Origin of the sequence: Lentilactobacillus kosonis, assembly GCF_003864335.1 — a bacterium.
Taxonomy (GTDB): Bacteria; Bacillota; Bacilli; order Lactobacillales; family Lactobacillaceae; genus Lentilactobacillus; species Lentilactobacillus kosonis.
Genome location: NZ_BEXA01000001.1, coordinates 77,229 through 96,146 on the forward strand (window position 1 = coordinate 77,229; position 18,918 = coordinate 96,146).

An 18,918-nucleotide genomic window follows, 5' to 3' on the forward strand; every position below is an offset into this window, starting at 1 on the left:
ACAGACGCAAAAGCATCTGACCTCGATTACTCGAGATCAGATGCTTTTTATCGGTTATAGCCGTTGACATTTATCTGAGGGATTACCGCTAGTTAGGCTCTCCATCAATGAAAATTGGAATTAATATTCCATCAATTAAAGTTTCGAATTTTTTCGATTGTAATTTCACCATTATAGATTAGCTGATTAATTAACAATAGTGCTGGCATCATAAGTTGATCATCATTAAGATTTCTTCTAACAGATTCACTTCGATCTCTTGCTTGTTGCAAATTTTTTTCACGACTTCAGTGATTCTGTTGTCTCCATTGATCGCTTCAATAATAGTCTCAGTCTGACCAGATTCACTTAAAATTGCCTCGGGTAACAATTTCTGCCAGGTTCCTTTTGGTGGAATATTAAATATGGGAACAAATTGACCAAGCAACTTCTCCAAATCAGTTCTCAATGACCCAGTATTAGGAATTTCATTATTTGGCTGAATTGAATTATGTTTTTGAATTGTGGCAAAAATAAGCTCCGGTTTATTAGCCCACCGGCGGTAAATTGTGTTCTTGTTTGTTTTGGCTCTTTTAGCTATGCCCCCAATCGTTAAATCTTGATACCCGCGTGTTTCTAGTTCATACCAGGCAGAATCTAAAATTGCGAGCTCTAGCTCTTTTCCCCATCTTCGCTCGGACATATTACCCTTCCTATTTTTATACTTACTATCAATAATCTATGCATCAATTACTGCATTATACACATAATATAACCTAATTTAGTTAGTACCTGCAAATTATAATCAAAGTCATATTTGTAATCATCTTAGCAATTAAGCCAGTATGGGAGCTTGACAAAGTAATAGATTGGCATTAAGGTACCATAGTACCTTGATGGTATCACATCTCTTTATGTTAAGTGAGGTCTTTTTATGTATGCAATCGAAACGAAACATCTGAACAAACAGTATGATAAATTTCAAGCTTTGAACGATGTAAATCTCCAAGTACCTAAAGGAAGTATTTACGGGTTCATTGGACTAAATGGTGCGGGTAAAACTACCACTATGAGAACACTGCTCAATATGATACGTCCTAGTAGTGGAACAGCAATGCTTCTTGGAGAAGACGTTAGAAAAGTTAGTTCAAACTTTTGGAATAAAGTCGGGTACTTAATTGAAACCCCTCAATCTTACTCAAGCTTAACCACTTATGAAAATCTTGAAATTTATGCCCAATTACGAGAGATTCCTAGACATGAACTAAAGCCCAGAATTGATCAGTTTTTGGAAGAACTTCAATTAACACCTTACAGAGACAAGCCAGTAAAAGAATTGTCTTTGGGTAATCGACAAAAAATTGGAATAGTAAAGGCGTTGATTCATCGTCCTGAAATATTATTACTGGACGAACCAACTAATGGACTGGATCCTCAAGGACTAAATCAGGTTCGTTTACTGTTACAAAGACTTGCCCACGATGAAGGCGCCACAATTCTTATTTCCAGTCATATTCTTGCTGAAATGGAGCAGATGCTAACGCATATTGGCGTACTAAGTCATGGCAAACTAATTGAGCAAGAAAGCTATTCAGATTTCACAAACCATATTGAACAACAAGTAGTTGCATCATTTCAAAATAATGAAGAACTGATTGCCGCACACGGCCTTCTAGATAATAATGGAATTATCAATTCGATTAATAATAATAACCTGGTTATTCCTGATATTAAAAACATTAGATCAACAATTTCCTTACTAACTAACCATTCAATAATACCAACCAGTTGGCATCCAAATTCCAATGGACTAGAAGAATATTTTCTAAATCTACTCGACGAGGAGGAGTCATCACATGAGTTTAAACTTAATTAACCAGGTTATAACAATAGTTAGAATTGAACTAAAAAAGATTTATCGGGCTAGGATAATTCCAATGGTTATTATGTCGTTCACATTGCTACTATTAATTAAGCGCGGGCCAGATTGGCAGCAGTACACAAGCAATGGATTAATGTTTTTAGTTGCATTAATTGGTCTTGTTGGTTTTGGGACCTTAAGTAGCTGGGTTTTCGCTAATGAATTTACTTCTCAAACATTTAAAGATTTGCTGGCGTTACCAATATCTAGAAAGACAATTGTTGGGGGTAAACTATTAGCAATTGAAATTGCCGAGTTAATAATCACAGCATGTGAACTACTGATAATGATATTATTTGGATTGATATACCTGCATTCACCGATTCCTCATCATACATTGGATAGCGTGATTAAAATTACATTAACAACATTCTCGTACAATGTATTGCTATCTTTTTTATGGCCATTAGTATCATCTATGACCAAGAGCTCATTAATACCAACTGCTTTATCGTTTGGCACACTAATTATTGCAGTTATGTTCTCGGGTCAACAAATTGGTCAGTACATTCCCTGGTCAATACCAGGTTACTTCATGGCTCACACCCAGCATCCTGGTGTCATTAGTAACGCGATCGTGACAATAGTCGGGATAATCGGAATTTACGGCACTATCTACTTATGGACTAAAAAAGATCAGCAGTAGGATGTCAATACTATAAATCATTCCTTATGGTCACTAATTAGTGACCCCTAATCATAATAATTTTAAAATAGAAACAACAATGCCTGTGACACCTAACCATGTTTGGTGGTAATTGAACAGCAGCTCCAACTTTAAAAGTTTGCATATTAACGTCCCCTTTTTTCAGTAAGTATAATTAATCAGTAATCATGTGTTAATTGTGATAACCAGTACGAAGTTAAGATCATTCTAAATAATTCAATAACAGTGCCAATAGTGCCGCAAGTGCCACAACTTCAGTTCAAACATAATTCCCCTTCCAGAGTCCAATTAGTGACCACTAGTGACCGTTTAATCATCACAAATCGCCACATAGACACAAAAACCCCTGATCTCGAGTAATCGAGATCAGGGATTTTCTATCAGTTAAATCAGTTAAGATTAACCTAATTTGTTTTTGCTTTGTACTTCAAGCTTATCGTTGAAATCGTACACTACAGGTTGTCCTGTGGCCATTTCAAGGTTGATGATATCTTCATCAGAGATACCTTCAATGTACTTGCTCAATGCACGTAATGAGTTACCGTGGGCAGCAATGATAACATTCTTGCCGTCAAGTAATTTAGGTGCGATTTCGTCTTCCCAGAAAGGCATAACTCTTTCAAGAGTTACCTTAAGGTTTTCACCACCAGGGATGATGTTAGGGTCAAGGTTAGCGTAACGACGATCGTTAGCAGCTGAACCTTCGTCGCTTGCATCCAAAAGTGGAGGCAAAACATCGTATGAACGACGCCAAATATGAACTTGGTCTTCACCAAATTTTTCAGCGGCTTCAGCTTTGTTTTGTCCTTGCAAAGCGCCATAATGACGTTCGTTTAAACGCCAAGTCTTAGTTTCTGGAATCCAGAGTTGGTCTGAATATTCCAATGCATAATGTAAAGTTTTGATGGCACGAGTCAATACTGAAGTGAAGGCATAGTCAAATTCGATACCTGCTTCTTTGATTAACTTACCAGCGTTTTGAGCTTGCTTAACACCTTCATCACTTAAATCAACGTCAACCCAACCAGTAAATTGGTTAGATAAGTTCCATTCACTTTGACCGTGACGGATCAATACAAGTTTAGCCAAAATAATTACCTCTTTCTTTATCTCTATCTCTGTAATTTTACACCAAATGCCCGCATTTATCGACCTTGAATTGTAATTATCCTACTGGAGTAATTTACCGTTCGGCTTAAATCCATGATGGTACTGAACCCCTAAGATATCCAAGAAGAACGTAAATACTGGCACCCCACAAATCAGGCCCCACACACCAAAGAAATGTTCACCAATCAATAACACCACAAAGGTATAAAAGATTGGTAAATTCGTGCGTGACGACATAAATTTAGGATTCAATACATAAGCTTCCAATGCGTGCACCACAATAATCGTTACAATCAGATAGGCCACATCGGTAATTCCCCCTACTGAATATCCAACTAAAGAAAGTGGAATCAGTGAGATAATCACCCCGGCAACTGGAATCAAACTCAATACAAACACCATCAATGACAACACCGCTAACTGTGGTAATCCCATCACAATCATGACAATCGTAGTCAATCCAGTGTTGACTAAAGCGATAAAGAATTGCGCCTCAATCACTACCCCAAAGGTAGCAATGAATTTTCTACCAAAGTATTCCAAATCTTCAAACAACCAGTTAACATAACTCTTTTTAAAAGACTGTGAAAACTGCAACATTTGTTTTTCTTCAATGGTAAAGAAGAAACTCAAGATAAGGGACATGAACAAGGTGACACCCATCGTAGTAACGGTTGTGATTGAATGCCAGATTAATCCCACTCCGTTCTTAACCGAACTCAAAATATGACTTTGTTGAATCATTTCATTAATCCAATGAAGTGTCTCGTCGTCAGGTAAGTTCTTCGGATTAGAATAAAAATTAATCATATCAGAAGTTGACCTAATGGTCTGATTTGCTAACTGTGGAACATACTTCGTAATGGCTGAAAACAAGCCTGCCACAACAATCAAATACACCACCGTTACAATTAATCCCGTTGGTAGCTTAACGTATTTTTGAATAAACTTAGTTAACTTAATAATCAACAAACTGAAAATAAACGTTAACAAGATAATATTCATCATGCTACTAAGAGCTATTAGAATAGCAATAACTGCTATCAGTACAACGACGCGCCTTAACGCGATATTCTCTACAAAACGTTTATACATATACAGTCAAGTTCTCCTTATTTAAGGGTTTGTTTAGCATAATCCGTTACTGATTGATTCTTTTCACTGGCACCCTTAATTAAATTCTTAACATCTTGATCGCTCATTGCGCCAGTATCAAAGCCACTTTGCTGTAAGTCTCTCCGAGCTGTATTTACTTGAGCGTTGGTAATTTCTTGGCCGTCAATTTCATTTTGACCAGGTTTAACCGTATATTCATTTGAACCTTTATAATTGTCAGCTTGTTTTTGCTCTTCTGGAGTCAAACTGGCGCTTGATGAATCCGGGTTAGTATTGGTATTACTTTGACTATTACTTGAGCTACTATCCGGATCAAGATTAGGACTAACCGCGGTACTACTAGAATCGTCATCGTTATCCACGGTACTTTGATCGTTTGGTTGACCATTAATAGCCTTGTTATTATCATCCCGCAACTTCTCAGCTTTTTTCAAGACATCCTTGTAATAAGTCTGGTGAATTGCTTTGTCATTGAAAATCTTATCCAAACTGGCGTTAGATTCCATATACTGGCCTTCACCAGCTTGATCTAATGCTTGGTTGTAAACTTTATTGTAGTTCTTAATATTAGCTTGAACTGTCTTAAGAGTGGCTAAGTTAGTCTTAGCACGGTCAATCAACTGTTCATTTCCTTGGTCAGTATTCTTAACATCGGTGAATTGTTGTTTAGATTCACTAAACTTACGGTCATTAAGTGCCTTTTGAGCTGACACAAAGGTCTGTGTTTGCTTAAGGAACGTTGTCGCCTTTTTATCATCTTGTTTCCGCTTCAAGGCATTCGTAAATGCGGTTTCTGCAGAAGAATACTTTTTACTAGCGATATAGGCATTCCCACGGGTCATTTGTTGATCATATAACCGATTATTCTGTGAATGACGGGCATACGCATACCCACCAATTGAACCAGCTACAATGATTGCTACTAAAATCCAAATCCATCTTTTCAAATCGATACCCTCCCATGTAAACCAATTTAGTTCATTATAACATTTTTACTTAAATCATTTGCCGAGAAGCGTATAATGTCTTTTGTATCAAAAAAGAAAGGAATAAGATCATGCTTGAAAAGAAATTTTACGAATCACTATTGAAGAACTCCTTCAATATCCCAGTTAAGATTACCTACTGGGACGGCTCTACAGAAACTTACGGAAACGGTGAACCGCAAGTAGCGATCAAATTTAATGAACCTATTCCAATAAGACAGGTCCTTAAAAATGCTTCAATCGCTCTTGGAGAAGGATATATGGATGGTAAGATCGAAATCGATGGTAGTATCGAAGATCTTATTACTTCCGCATATCAAAGCGCTGATAGCTTCTTAAAAAACAAGAAGTTCATTCGCTACTTACCTAAAGCATCCCATAATGAAGAAGCAAGTAAAAAAGATGTCCAAGACCATTACGACATTGGTAACAACTTCTATAAATTATGGCTTGATGACACGATGACTTATTCATGTGCCTACTTTGAGACTCCTGAGGACGACTTAAAGACCGCTCAAATGAATAAAGTTCACCATATTTTGAAGAAGCTTGATCCTAAACCTCGCCGGACCCTTCTTGATATCGGTTGTGGTTGGGGAACTTTAATGTTAACTGCCGCTCAAGAATACGACTTGCGGGTCGTTGGGGTAACTTTAAGTCAAGAACAATACGACTATGTTAACTCCGAAATCAAACGGTTAGGCCTTGAAGACGTTGCTGAAGTTAAGTTAACTGATTATCGTGAATTAGGCGATGCTAAGTTCGACTACATTACTTCAGTTGGAATGTTCGAACACGTTGGTAAGGAAAACCTTGGCGAATACTTCAAATGTGTTAACCACTACCTAACCGATGATGGTGTTGCCTTAATTCACGGCATTACCCGTCAACAAGGTGGCGCTTATAACGGTTGGATCAACAAATGGATTTTCCCTGGTGGCTACGTTCCTGGTTTGACTGAAAACATGGATCACATCATCGAAAATGGTCTTCAAATTTACGACATGGAATCACTTCGTCGTCACTACCAAAAGACGACTGAAATTTGGGACGAAAACTTCTTAGCAGTTAGACCTCAAGTTGCCGAAATGTTTGATGACAAATTTATTAGAATGTGGGATCTTTATCTCCAAGCATGTGCCGCTTCATTCAAATCTGGTAACATTGATGTTATCCAGTACTTGATTACTAAGGGTGCTTCTGGTCATGACTTACCAATGACTAGAGAATACATGTACAAGTAATATTTCACTATTTATATACGAAAGGGCGCTAGCTTAACTGCTAACGCCCTTTTTATTTTACCCAAAATAAAAACAACCTTGATATTAATCAAGGTTGCTTCAGTCAATCTTATTGGAATTGCATTCCACCATCAACGATTAATGTTTGACCAGTTACGTAGTTTGAATCTGGTCCAGCTAAGAAAGCAACTGCATTGGCAACATCTTCTGGTTCAGATAATTTACCAAGAGCAATACCATCTGAGAATGTTGACATTCCCCATTCGTCACTCTTACCAGCGTTTTGACCAACTTCATGAGCAATATCATACATCATTGGTGTCTTAACGATACCTGGTGCAATGCGTTAACTGTAATACCTTCTGCAGCTAAGTCTTGTGCAGTTGTCTGCGTAATTCCCCGAATCGCAAACTTAGTTCCAACGTAAAGGGCTAAGTTAGGGTTACCAACTACCCCAGCTTGGGAAGTAGCGTTAATGATCTTACCACCATGCCCCAATTCCTTAAAGGCCTTGTGAGCTGCTTGAGTTCCCCAAAGCACACCACCAACATTGACTTTGTAAACCCAATCAAATTGGTCAGGAGTGATGGTATCAATTGGTGTAGTTGGTCCTAAACCAGCGTTATTAACGATAACGTTAAAGTCACCAAATTCTTTAACTGTTGCATCAACTGCAGCAAAAACTTCGTCTCGTTCAGCAACATCGGCTTTGATGGCAATTGCCTTACCGCCATTACCATTAATTTCGTCAGCGATCTTTTGAACCTTGTCCAAATGACGACCAACTAATGAAACTGCAAAACCATCGTTAGCTAATCTTTCAGCAATTGCTTGACCGATTCCTTGGCCTGCACCAGTTACCATTGCGACTTTTTGTGCCATGAGAAAATCCTCCGTAAATCTTATATATGTGAATTTATTAACATAACTATCTTAGCCTGTCTGCGCATGAAAAACAATCCACCAAAATTTCGAGGTCATTTTCATTTTGGTTAAGCAGCCTCATCATATCAAAAAAGCAAGTTGCCAATTAAACCCGCAACTTGCTTCAACTATTATTATTTTATTCGATTAATTACACAAACATTGCGAGGATAAACACTGCAGCCAATCCCAAAACTACCGAAATCGTCATCGATCTAGTCCAATAAGCAATTCCAATTACCAATACTGCGGCAATCAACTCAGGGGCTTTATCAACAATCGATACTTGGTAACTAGCGTCAATAAACAGATCCTTGACCACTAAAGCGGTAAACAAGGATACTGGAACGTACGTCATCCACTCATTAAACCATAACGGAATTTCTCGTTTTCTAAAGAATAATAATGGTAATAATCGTGGTAAAAAAGCCACCCCAAAACACGCTAGTATTAACCAAAAATGTTGTGTTGTACTCCATTCCATAACTCTGACTCCTACTCATTAACGTCCTCAGGTGATCCAGCGGGATTCTTCATTGAGCGAAGGATCCGACTCTTAGGAAATTTACTTCTGATGGTTGCTTCTAACGCAAATCCAACAAACGATGCAATCAGTGTTGAAATTACTAACCCAAGGGTCGACTTAGTGATTACCATACATACTGCAGCTAAAAATCCAGAAACAATACAGATAAAAATGATTAGACCATTCTTTAACTGCATTACAATCATGTACAAGAATAGTGCCGTTAAGGCAAAGTGAACAACCGTTAAGTTGATTGACACGGCACTACCGATAATACTACCAATAATGTTACTTACAGTCCAAAATGCCAAGGTGTAATGCTCAACATTTAAAGCATCACGCGGTGTAAAATTCTTATCCGTTGAGAACTTTAAGTAGTTGATCGCATAGTTTTCATCATTCATCGAGGCCGCAAACAGCGTAGTAAAGCCTAGCGACTTACCATGCAGGTACTTCGACAAACTTGAGCCCAACAATGCATATCGCAACTCAAGAAAAAACATCATTAACACAACCGAATACATTGGAGCATTCGTTGCTAATAATGACGCAATCAAAAATTGCGCTCCCCCAGAAAACACTAACAGGGATACAAGGGCAGTCATGTAAATATTAAATCCGGAAGCGTGGAGTAAAATCCCACACGCAAGCCCGATTGGTATGTAACTTAAATCAACTGGTAATGAAGCATTTAGAATGCGTCGCCAATATGGCAACTCTGCATCCGATCTAGCCATATTTTTAGCCAAAAGGATTCCTCCAATAAAAAACCGAAAATAGAGTCAACGTCTAAAAATGAATCCAACGTACATTATATTGGAAAATTAAGAATTAATAAACCTCTTATCAAGAATTTGTGAAATCAAAACAAGTCTGCAATCGCTCTAAACGCTAGTACGAACACATTTGCCCGTTCAACTTTTTTCGTTGGAGTTAAGGCAATTTCATCACTTTTAGCTCGTAAATAACTAATTTGCTGACCGTTTACTAATAGGTTTGCCTTCGCGACTACTTGCTTGGTCGTCATTGGCGCCCGTAGTTTTTGATTTTTGGTCACAAACTTTCCCGTCACCCTGACTGACCGATTAGGCAACCATACCCAACGGGAATGGCTAGTTCCAACATTTACAGTTTGCTGTTTGGCATTTCTTACAAACACCGTTTTGGCATGTTTCACTGTCGTTTGCGACTTCAAATGTACTGGGTGATTATTGCTAACCACTTCCCGTAATAACTTAGCAGTTTGAATATATCTAGCTGGATCCGTGGCAGAAGTATTGCTAGCATGCAAAACAACTGTGACAATCCGCCGATGCCGGTTAGTGGCTGAACTAACAAATGATCCGCCGGCTTTATCAGACGTTCCCGTCTTCAACCCCGTTACCCTAATAGATGGGGCCACCGTATTAGTCCCCAATAACTGATTATGACCTTCATATTGCGTTCCTGCAAAGGAAAGTTGGTTTGCGACGTAATTTGAGTTACTTTAGGAAAACTCTTTAACAAGTTGGCGGCAATAATGCCCACACTTCGGGCTGACATCATGTTTTCAGCATTTGGTGAGACATTTGCTAGTTCCAAGTTACCCATCAACTTATTAGGTAATCCCGCCGCATTATAAAATTGTGCATCCCTAATTCCCATCGACTTGGCAGTTTGTTGCATCACTTGGTTAAATTGTTCAGGTGAACCGGCAACAGCATTCCCTAAGGCCACTGCAGCAGCATTAGCTGATGAGATCAACGCAGCCTGAACAAGCGCTTTAACCGTATATGTCCGACCTGCCACCAACGGTACATTGGTCAATTCAGCCGCGGTACTTAACTTAGCCACGTTCTGACCAATTTTAACTGGCGTATTCCAACTCAACTTGTGAGCAGCAATTTGTTGATGCACGATGTAAACCGTCATCAATTTAGAAATGGAAGCAATTGCTAGTGGTCGCTTGGCATTTTGTGAATACAAGATTTGACCCGTATCGGCATCCACTGCTAGGGCAGCCCTAGCTTGAATTCGTGAGTCATTAGTAGTTTGCGCATCTGCCCGAACACCGGCTGGCACTTGGGCAATAAAAAGATGGTTGCCATCACTGTCACCATCGATTTTAAGGTTAATTTTCTAATCATCTTTCGCTCCTTAATTTAAGAAAGCATCTGTGGTTTTGCTTGTTTTAATTTTTCACCTGGCTTAATTGGTAAGTGAATGGAGAATACCGTGAATTCATCATCTGAAGTCACATCGATATAACCACCATGCAAAGCTACGATACTTTGGGCAATCGCTAACCCCAATCCTGAACCACCAGTATCCTTATTCCGTGATTCTTCCACTCGGTAAAACCGCTCAAAGATTTGATTCAGCGCCTTGGCCGGAATTCTAGGCCCATCATTTAACACATCAATCTTGGCTTCATCGTCTGAAACAAACTTGGCGCGTAGATAAATATTTTGACCGCCAACTCCGTATTTAATTGCGTTAGAAATCAAGTTATTAAATACTCGCCCAAGCTTTTCAGCATCAGCTTCAATAAACATGGACTCAGCAGGTTCATCGGTAGAGATCTTCAAGCCATGCTTACCGGCATCTAACTCAAAGGCCGCCACAAGTTGTTCCATCATCTGGGTTAAATCAATTCGGTTGTACGATAACTTAGTATCTGCTTGGCGGACTTTGGTGTATTCAAACAAATTATCAACTAATGACTTCATTTGTTTGGCTTTTAAATAGGCAATTTCAGTGTATTTAAGCACATCATCCGTACTGCGGTACTGTTTGTCCTGAATCAGTCCCAAGTACCCCAGAATTGATGTTAACGGGGTTCGCAGGTCATGACTAACATTAGTGATCAAGTCATCCTTTGATTTTTCAATCGCTCGTTCTTCATCTAATGAAGCAATAACACTATCCACCAAGGCGTAACACTATCCACCACTGATTGAGTACTCCCGGATGAGTTAAAGTTAATGCGATGATCCAAATGACCATTAGCAATATAGTGCAATTCCGAAATAATATGCCGCAGTTCCATTTGGTGATAACGACGAATTAGGCGCCAATAAACTACCGCAGCATCAAAGATCAGCATCAGGATAATAAAGATATTTCCCAACTCCAAATACGGTAATGGGCTGGGCCAATTAGGATGGAACGCTTAATGATAAAGATTCCATCCCGCAATCCAGGATTCGCTTCAATGGACTGATTAATTAAGATAATAATTGATAGGTTCAGCAACATTAACAAAATGACCGTAATGATTCCTTCTACGATCAGTTCCGTCTTTTCGCGGGCCGTTAACTTCACAATTGTTCCTCCCAACTACTAGTGGGCTTCAACTTTGTATCCCACACCCCAAACAGTTTGAATAACCTTCTCACCATTTGTAGCTTCTTCGATTTTATCCCGCAAATGACTAACGTGAACCATCACTGTCTTAGCTGAAACGATACTTTCTTGACGCCAAACGCGTTCAAAAATTTCGTCAGCGGAAAAGACCCGATTAGGATGACTGGCTAATAAATACAAAATTCCAAATTCTAAAGCCGTTAGTTGGATTGGTTCGCCAGTAATTGTCTTAACTTCATGTGAGTCCTTATTGATCGTCAATGGGCCAATGTCTAAGATATCTGGCGTGTCATCAGTCACATGTTCTTCGGCCCGGCGAAGCAATGATTTTACTCGGGCCATGACTTCTAGTGGATTGAATGGTTTAGTAACATAGTCATCTGCACCGCTGATCAAGCCTTGAATCTTATCCATATCTTCAGTCTTAGCTGACAAGATAATGATTGGAATTTGGGAATCTTTTCTAACTTCTTTAACAACTTCGATTCCACTCATCCCTGGCATCATTACATCCAAAATCATCATGCCAATATCAGATTCGGTTCTAAGGCGTGTGAGTGCTTCTTCCCCACTATTAGCTGATACTGGTTCATATCCCTCATTTCGGATATAGATTTCAAGTAATTGAGCGATTTCTTTGTCATCATCAACAACTAAAATTTTCATGTTTTTACCTCTCATTTGAGTTTAAATTCATATTTGTGACACTTTTAATCATAGTTTACACTAATTAGCTTAGCGGACAACGCCTATTCTAACAAGTAAAGACAAATTTAAACAGGTATCAATCTCCCCCTACAAGATACGGCTGACTAATTGGCTAGTTGTCTGGGTTAAGTTAGCCTGGGCATTTTCTTTGGGATCGCCTAGTTTAGGATCAACTTGAATGGCTGTAATACGGTTAAATCCTTGATCATATAAGGGCTGAAGCTGGTCACCAACTTGACCGCCGATCCCTAGAATGTAACTGTCAGGTGCTTGGATCCGAGCTTGCTGCGCAACAATACTTGGTGCTTTACCATATTGAGTCTGATCATCAATTGACCCTTCACCAGTGATTACTAAGTTAGCTCCTTGAACCGCATTAGCAAAGGCTATTTCCTTCAATGCCAAGTTAATCCCTGAAGTTAAGGTGGCTTTTAAGCCTGCAATCAAACCAGCTCCTAAACCACCAGCAGCCCCCGATCCGGGTTGACTGACAACATCAATGCCCAAATCATGCTTGATCACTTCACCATAATTAGCCAACGCTGCATCTAATCGCTCAATCATCACAGGATCAGCCCCTTTTTGTGGTCCAAATACTGCCGTCGCTCCCCGTTTACCCGTTAAGGGATTAGTAACATCAGTGGCGCCCACCACCGTAACGTGCTTAAGCCGTTGATCTAAATTATGAACATCAATTCGTGCCAGCTTAGTTAAGCCCAAACCTCCCCGAGGAATGAGTTTACCAGCTGCATCTAACAAGCTTGCACCGAGGGCCGTTAATAATCCTGCTCCCCCATCGTTGGTCGCACTGCCACCTAACCCAACGATAATCTTAGTAACTCCGTGGTCTAAGGCCGATTTTATAAGTTGCCCAGTTCCAAATGTATCAGCTAAACCTATCTGCGGTTGTTGAAAATCGATAAATTGAAAACCACTTGCGGCCGCCGTTTCAATCACGGCCGTCCGACCGTCATCAACTAAACCATAGTCCGCCAAAATTAAATTGCCCCACGGATCTTCCACTTGTTCGGTAACCAATCGACCACCTTTTGCATTAACTAATGTAATAGTCGTCCCTTCACCACCGTCAGCCAATGGGAGCAATTCATAATCAGCGTTATCAATGACTTGCTCACAGCCCACTTTGATTGCTTGCGCAGCTTCTAAAGCCGTCAAATAACCTTTATATGAATCCGGTGCGATCACAATTTTAAATGTTTGCTGTTGATCAGCTGGGGTTTGTGCCATTATTTTCTCCTAAGAAATTTGATTAAGTAATAAATTTTTCACTATTAAGTATAATCGCTCTGTGTCTAAAAGAAAATGGGACTCGTAAGCAGTTAATTGTGCTTACAAGTCCCATGATTTATTAATGGTTAGTTTATTTCTTGTAGTTAGGAGCCGCTTTGATTGCAGCCAAGTCATGCGGATGTGACTCGATCAAACCAGCATTGGAAATTTCAACAAATTGCGCATGGTCATTTAGGTACTGAATATCTTTAGCACCCGTGTAACCCCATGCCTGAACGCAAGCCACCAATCATTTGGAAGGTAATATCCTTAACGCTACCACGATATTCAATCTCACCTTCAATTCCTTCGGGAACCAACTTATTGGCTTCATTAACGCCACCTTGGAAGTAACGATCGGAAGAACCATGTGATTGACTCATAGCAGCTACTGAACCCATGCCCCGGTAGGCCTTGAACTTCTTACCGTTTTCTTCAAATACTTCACCAGGAGCTTCATCAGTTCCGGCCAGCATACTCCCTAGCATTACAGCGTTACCACCAGCAGCTAAGGCTTTCACGATGTCACCAGAGTACTTAATGCCACCGTCAGCAATGATTGGTTTGTGCCACTTTCTAGCAACTTCAGCTGAGTCGTAGATGGCGGTTAATTGAGGTACCCCAACTCCAGCAACTACTCGAGTAGTACAAATTGAACCAGGACCAATACCGACTTTAACAACATCAACGCCGGCTTGGAATAAGGCTTCCGTACCTTCAGCAGTAGCCACGTTACCAGCAATCAAGGTAGTATCTGGATAGTGTTCGCGAATTTCCGCAATCTTTCTTAATACTCCAGCTGAATGACCGTGAGCAGTATCAATAACGATTGCATCAACGCCAGCAGCCAAAATGGCTTCGGCCCGGTCAAACGTATCAGAAGTTACGCCAACTGCGGCTGCAACTAAAAGTCTGCCTTGATCATCAACAGCTGCGTTATCATCAATCTCTGTCACTCGCTTAACCTTAGCAACCTCTTCAGCCTGAGCCTCGATGCTCAAGTTCTTGTGGATTACTCCCAATCCACCAAGGTTGGCCATGGTAGTGGCCATTGCAGATTCAGTTACAGTGTCCATTCCTGCACTAATGAATGGGATGTTCAACTTAATGTTGTCTGCCAATTGCGTTGAAAGATCAACTTCGTTGGGTAGTACATCACTTGCTGCGGGGACCAATAAAACGTCGTCAAATGTATAACCCTTTTTACCAAACTTATCATTCCAGCTAACCATTAAATTCGCTCCTTTAAAATATAATTGTTTAAAAATATACCACCCTCATTGTTTCACAGCAAGGTGAATTTGCTAATTCTAATTGTTATCTAATTAAAAAGTCATCCTTACAGTGCTTAACCGCTAGGATGACCTTATTAATCATATTAAATTTACTAGAATAAACCACCGGTAATGTTGTAACGGCGTTTGAACCAAATACTACCACCAATTGAAATAATCCCTAAGGCAATGTATACATATGAATTAAGAATTGGGTTAATGGCATGTGGAATCAAGCCAGCCACGAAGAAGACTGCCATCCACAAGACGAAGAATGCCGCAATGAAGATAATTCTAATTGGCAATGAATACTTGTGCTTAACTCCTGGTGCAATTAGCAATGTCATCAACGGAATGCCTAATCCGGCAATAATTGAGCTCAAGATAATTCCCGTAATCCCCATAGTTGTGCTTTGAGCGCTCTTTGAGAATAAGGCCGTAATTCCATATAGCAATGTAAAAATCGTGAAGAATAGTAATGTGTTATATCCAGCATTTGGCCAGTAATCTTGAGCTGGTGCTCCGGCCTTCTTTGGAGGATTAACCACGTTATCAATCTTTTGATCAACCGTTCCCCAAAGGTTACGCGCTGTTTTACCACTCTTTTGTCCTGCGATTAATTCGTTAACCATTTGGTCAATTACTTCGGTCTTTTGTTCATCTTTTAACTTGGTTTGGCTAAGTGCCTGACTAAACTTAAACATATATTCTGCATTTCGCTTAGTCAATCCGATATTGTCAAACTGTGAGTGCACGCGTTCAGCAGTCCGGTTCCGGTCCTGTTGAACATGAGCATTCCGTTTTTCATTAGTTTCGCTCAATTAAATTCGCCCCTTCAAATCAATTATTAAACGTTAAATCTAAATTCAACGATGTCGCCATCTTGCATAACGTATTCTTTACCTTCAAGACGAAGTCTTCCAGCTTCCTTAACGGCAGCTTGGGTCTCATACTTATCAAGGTCATCAAAAGCCATTACTTCAGCTCGGATGAAGCCTCGTTCAAAGTCAGAATGAATAATTCCGGCAGCTTGTGGTGCCTTGGTTCCCGTCTTAAATGTCCAAGCCTTAGTTTCTTTACCACCAGCAGTGAAGAACGTTTCCAAGCCAAGTAGTTTGTATGAAGCTCGGATCAACCGGTTCAAACCAGGTTCTTCCACTCCTTCAGCAGCTAGGAAATCAGCTTTATCTGCATCATCTAATTCAGCAATTTCTTCTTCAGCTTCAGCAGCCACGGCAATTGCTTCTGCTCCTTCTGAAGCAGCGAAGTCTTTAATTTGCTTGAAGTATTTTGAATTTTCAGGATCAGCCATGTCATCCTCAGCAATGTTAGCAACGTAAAGAATTGGTTTTGAAGTTAATAAGAATAAGCCTTTAACGATCTTTTCTTCTTCTTCATCAAATTCAATGGTCCGAACTGACTTACCGGCTTCAAGCACTGGCTTGATCTTTTCTAGCACGGCCAATTCAGCCTTAGCTTCTTTGTCAGAACCCTTAGCAGCCCGTTGGACCTTAGCTAATCGCTTATCAACAGCATCTAAGTCAGACATTCCTAATTCAAGGTTAATGGTATCAATATCATCTAATGGATCAATTTTACCTGAAACATGAGTGATGTTGTCATCATCAAAAGCCCGCACAACATGCACGATGGCGTCTACTTGACGAATGTTTTCCAAGAACTTATTACCAAGTCCTTCACCCTTACTAGCACCCTTAACAATTCCGGCGATATCAGTAAATTCAAACGTAGTTGGTACTACTTTATCAGCTGGAATCAACTCTTGAATTCGATCTAATCGCGCATCAGGAACTTCAACCATTCCAACGTTAGGATCAATTGTCGCAAATGGGTAATTAGCCATTTCGGCCCCAGCTTTTGTAATCGCGTTGAATAAGGTTGACTTACCAACGTTTGGTAATCCGACGATTCCTGCAGTTAATGACATATCAGTAAACTCTTCTTTCTAAGTATTATTTTTCAGCTTTTTCTAAAATCTTTTTAAGCTTCTTATCAAATTCTCGGCGGGGTAGCATTACAATATGCTGACAACCGGTACATTGAATCTTGATGTCAGCCCCCATCCGGATAATCTCCCACCGATTAGTTCCACATGGATGAGGCTTCTTCATTTCAACAATATCATGTAAATCATACATAAGGATCATCCTTTCATATCACTAATCTAAATTAACATCCATCATTTCAAGAATTCGATTCAAATCTTCTTCTGACGTGTAGGCAATCTCAATCTTACCAGCACCTTTTTTCCGAGGTGCAGCATTGATTGCGACGTTGGTGCCGAAGCGATCTTGGAGTTGATGTTCAGATGCTTTGACAAACGGCGACTTACGCACCGCCTTTTTCTTCTTAGCACCTTTTTTTCCATTTATCTTATCAGCAGCTTGTTCTAATTGGCGCACCGTTAGTGATTCCGCAACTGCTCGTTTGGCAAGTTCGATCATATCCGGCTTGCTTTTAACTGATAATAAAGTTCGGGCTTGACCCATTGATAACTTCTCGTCATCCAAGAACTCTTTGATTGGTTGTGGTAATCCCAAAATCCGTAAGTAATTGGCGATATATGGCCGACTCTTACCAAGCCGCTTAGCCACTTGGGCTTGAGTCAAATCTAATTGAGTCATCAACGTTTCATAGGCCTGAGCTTCTTCAAGTGTAGTTAAGTCCTCACGTTGCAAGTTTTCTAAAACCGCAATCTCCATCATTTCTTCTTCGTTTACGTCGCGCACGATGGCTGGGATGGTCTTTTGTTGAGCGATTTTAGAAGCCCGCAACCGGCGTTCACCAGTTAATAGCTCATACTTTTCTTTATCAGGATTAGGCTGGCGCACAATAATTGGTTGAAAAACGCCAGAATTTTTAATTGATACTGCAAGATCTTCCAATGCTTTCGCGTCAAATCGATGGCGAGGTTGATAAGGATTGGGCTTAACATCGTTAAGATTAATATCAATTACCGTTTCTTTACTCATATCAACGGTATTATCTTCAAATAAAGCTTCAATTCCTTTACCTAAACCGCCGGTTAACTTCTTACTTGGCATGACGATCAAGCACCTCCTCTACTAACTGCATGTACGTTTGTGCACCTTTAGACTTTGCATCATAGTCAATGATTGGCAATCCATAACTTGGGGCCTCGGATAGCCGAATATTTCTTGGAATAACCGTGTCATAAACTTCGTCTTTAAAGTACTTTGCACTTCATTTTTACTTGAACCCCTAAATTAGTTCTGGAATCATACATGGTTAGTAGCACTCCTTCAATCTTCAAATTCTTGTTGAAGTGTTTCTTAACCAATTCGACGGTATTTAATAACTGACTTAATCCCTCTAAAGCATAATACTCACTTTGAACTGGAATTAAAATTGAGTCACTGGCAGTAAAGGCATTAATTGTAATCAGCCCTAATGATGGTGGACAATCAATCAACACATAATCGTAGTTTGCCTTCACCTGATTAAGCGATTCTCGTAATCGAGTTTCTCGGGCCATTTGGGGAGTCAATTCAATCTCAGCTCCCGACAATTGAATAGTCGCTGGCACAATGTCTAAGCCATCGCGCTGAGTAGCCATAATGGTCTCTTTCATAGGAACCTCATTGATTAACACATCATAGATATCCTCTTTGATATCGGCCTTAGAAATCCCCACGCCACTAGTGGCGTTGCCTTGAGCATCAGCGTCAACAATTAAGACCTTTTTCCCTGCGGCTGCTAATCCAGCGCCCAAGTTAACAGCAGTCGTCGTTTTACCGACCCCGCCCTTTTGATTTGCAAGCGCAATTACAATCGTCATTCCAAATT

At 39.9% G+C, this 18,918-nt stretch carries 16 protein-coding genes and 5 pseudogenes; 3 read left to right on the forward strand and 18 right to left on the reverse strand.

From position 1 onward, the window contains the following. Positions 1 to 208: 208 nt before the first annotated feature. Positions 209 to 682: a TetR/AcrR family transcriptional regulator gene (locus tag NBRC111893_RS00470; protein WP_225417447.1), complete on the reverse strand. Its 474-nt coding sequence runs from the start codon at positions 680 to 682 to the stop codon at positions 209 to 211. Positions 683 to 913: 231 nt separating this feature from the next. Between NBRC111893_RS00470 and NBRC111893_RS00475 the strand changes: the two genes are divergently transcribed. Beyond that, entirely contained in the window at positions 914 to 1,855 is a 942-nt protein-coding gene (locus tag NBRC111893_RS00475; RefSeq protein WP_125007579.1) for an ABC transporter ATP-binding protein, read from the forward strand. Then, positions 1,836 to 2,546 (forward strand): ABC transporter permease, encoded by a 711-nt coding sequence (locus tag NBRC111893_RS00480; RefSeq protein ID WP_125007580.1) that lies wholly within the window; start codon positions 1,836 to 1,838, stop codon positions 2,544 to 2,546. Before NBRC111893_RS00475 ends, NBRC111893_RS00480 begins: the two co-directional genes overlap by 20 nt. Before the next feature lie 420 nt (positions 2,547 to 2,966). Here NBRC111893_RS00480 and NBRC111893_RS00485 read toward each other — a convergent pair whose 3' ends face one another. The 3 genes from NBRC111893_RS00485 to NBRC111893_RS00495 all read right to left on the reverse strand — a co-directional run bounded on the left by NBRC111893_RS00485 (position 2,967) and on the right by NBRC111893_RS00495 (position 5,740). Next, a complete protein-coding gene (locus NBRC111893_RS00485; protein WP_125007581.1) occupies positions 2,967 to 3,656 on the reverse strand; it encodes a 2,3-diphosphoglycerate-dependent phosphoglycerate mutase in 690 nt (229 codons plus the stop codon). Positions 3,657 to 3,737: 81 nt separating this feature from the next. After that, positions 3,738 to 4,778, reverse strand: a complete 1,041-nt coding sequence (locus NBRC111893_RS00490; protein WP_225417512.1) for an AI-2E family transporter — start codon at positions 4,776 to 4,778, stop codon at positions 3,738 to 3,740. A gap of 11 nt (positions 4,779 to 4,789) precedes the next feature. After that, positions 4,790 to 5,740: a hypothetical protein gene (locus NBRC111893_RS00495; protein ID WP_125007583.1), complete on the reverse strand. Its 951-nt coding sequence runs from the start codon at positions 5,738 to 5,740 to the stop codon at positions 4,790 to 4,792. A gap of 110 nt (positions 5,741 to 5,850) precedes the next feature. On the opposite strand from NBRC111893_RS00495, the gene NBRC111893_RS00500 reads away from it, so the two are divergent. Further along, on the forward strand, positions 5,851 to 7,023 hold the full coding sequence (locus NBRC111893_RS00500) for an SAM-dependent methyltransferase (protein WP_125007584.1): 1,173 nt from the start codon (positions 5,851 to 5,853) through the stop codon (positions 7,021 to 7,023). A 109-nt stretch (positions 7,024 to 7,132) separates the two neighbouring features. On the opposite strand, the pseudogene NBRC111893_RS00505 reads toward NBRC111893_RS00500, so the two are convergent. The 14 genes and pseudogenes from NBRC111893_RS00505 to NBRC111893_RS00570 all read right to left on the reverse strand — a co-directional run bounded on the left by NBRC111893_RS00505 (position 7,133) and on the right by NBRC111893_RS00570 (position 18,910). Further along, a pseudogene (locus NBRC111893_RS00505) lies at positions 7,133 to 7,905 on the reverse strand ((S)-acetoin forming diacetyl reductase). A gap of 193 nt (positions 7,906 to 8,098) precedes the next feature. After that, entirely contained in the window at positions 8,099 to 8,431 is a 333-nt protein-coding gene (locus NBRC111893_RS00510; protein ID WP_125007585.1) for an AzlD domain-containing protein, read from the reverse strand. Between the two features lie 11 nt (positions 8,432 to 8,442). Continuing rightward, positions 8,443 to 9,210 carry an AzlC family ABC transporter permease gene (locus NBRC111893_RS00515; protein ID WP_125007906.1) on the reverse strand — a complete coding sequence of 256 codons (768 nt, stop codon included), beginning with the start codon at positions 9,208 to 9,210 and terminating at the stop codon, positions 8,443 to 8,445. Positions 9,211 to 9,335: 125 nt separating this feature from the next. Beyond that, positions 9,336 to 9,695 carry a hypothetical protein gene (locus tag NBRC111893_RS11550; RefSeq protein ID WP_369689687.1) on the reverse strand — a complete coding sequence of 120 codons (360 nt, stop codon included), beginning with the start codon at positions 9,693 to 9,695 and terminating at the stop codon, positions 9,336 to 9,338. A gap of 117 nt (positions 9,696 to 9,812) precedes the next feature. Continuing rightward, positions 9,813 to 10,534 (reverse strand): annotated as a pseudogene (locus NBRC111893_RS00525) (D-alanyl-D-alanine carboxypeptidase family protein); the annotation flags it as partial. Positions 10,535 to 10,614: 80 nt separating this feature from the next. Then, positions 10,615 to 11,776: pseudogene (locus NBRC111893_RS00530) on the reverse strand (sensor histidine kinase). Between the two features lie 18 nt (positions 11,777 to 11,794). Continuing rightward, a complete protein-coding gene (gene croR / locus NBRC111893_RS00535) occupies positions 11,795 to 12,484 on the reverse strand; it encodes a response regulator transcription factor CroR (protein ID WP_125007588.1) in 690 nt (229 codons plus the stop codon). A 129-nt stretch (positions 12,485 to 12,613) separates the two neighbouring features. Beyond that, complete coding sequence (locus tag NBRC111893_RS00540) at positions 12,614 to 13,774, reverse strand: glycerate kinase (RefSeq protein ID WP_125007589.1); 1,161 nt, start codon at positions 13,772 to 13,774, stop codon at positions 12,614 to 12,616. Between the two features lie 133 nt (positions 13,775 to 13,907). Further along, positions 13,908 to 15,048, reverse strand: a pseudogene (guaB, locus tag NBRC111893_RS00545) (IMP dehydrogenase). A gap of 155 nt (positions 15,049 to 15,203) precedes the next feature. Beyond that, entirely contained in the window at positions 15,204 to 15,911 is a 708-nt protein-coding gene (locus NBRC111893_RS00550) for a DUF1129 domain-containing protein (RefSeq protein ID WP_125007590.1), read from the reverse strand. A gap of 26 nt (positions 15,912 to 15,937) precedes the next feature. Then, positions 15,938 to 17,038 carry a redox-regulated ATPase YchF gene (gene ychF / locus NBRC111893_RS00555; protein ID WP_125007591.1) on the reverse strand — a complete coding sequence of 367 codons (1,101 nt, stop codon included), beginning with the start codon at positions 17,036 to 17,038 and terminating at the stop codon, positions 15,938 to 15,940. Between the two features lie 25 nt (positions 17,039 to 17,063). Beyond that, the gene (locus tag NBRC111893_RS00560) at positions 17,064 to 17,249 is read right to left on the reverse strand and encodes a DUF951 domain-containing protein (protein ID WP_125007592.1); all 186 of its coding nucleotides are present in this window, start codon (positions 17,247 to 17,249) and stop codon (positions 17,064 to 17,066) included. 21 nt (positions 17,250 to 17,270) lie between these two features. Further along, entirely contained in the window at positions 17,271 to 18,155 is an 885-nt protein-coding gene (locus tag NBRC111893_RS00565; RefSeq protein WP_125007593.1) for a ParB/RepB/Spo0J family partition protein, read from the reverse strand. Next, positions 18,145 to 18,910, reverse strand: a pseudogene (locus tag NBRC111893_RS00570) (ParA family protein). Before NBRC111893_RS00570 ends, NBRC111893_RS00565 begins: the two are co-directional and overlap by 11 nt. Between the last annotated feature and the right edge of the window lie 8 nt (positions 18,911 to 18,918).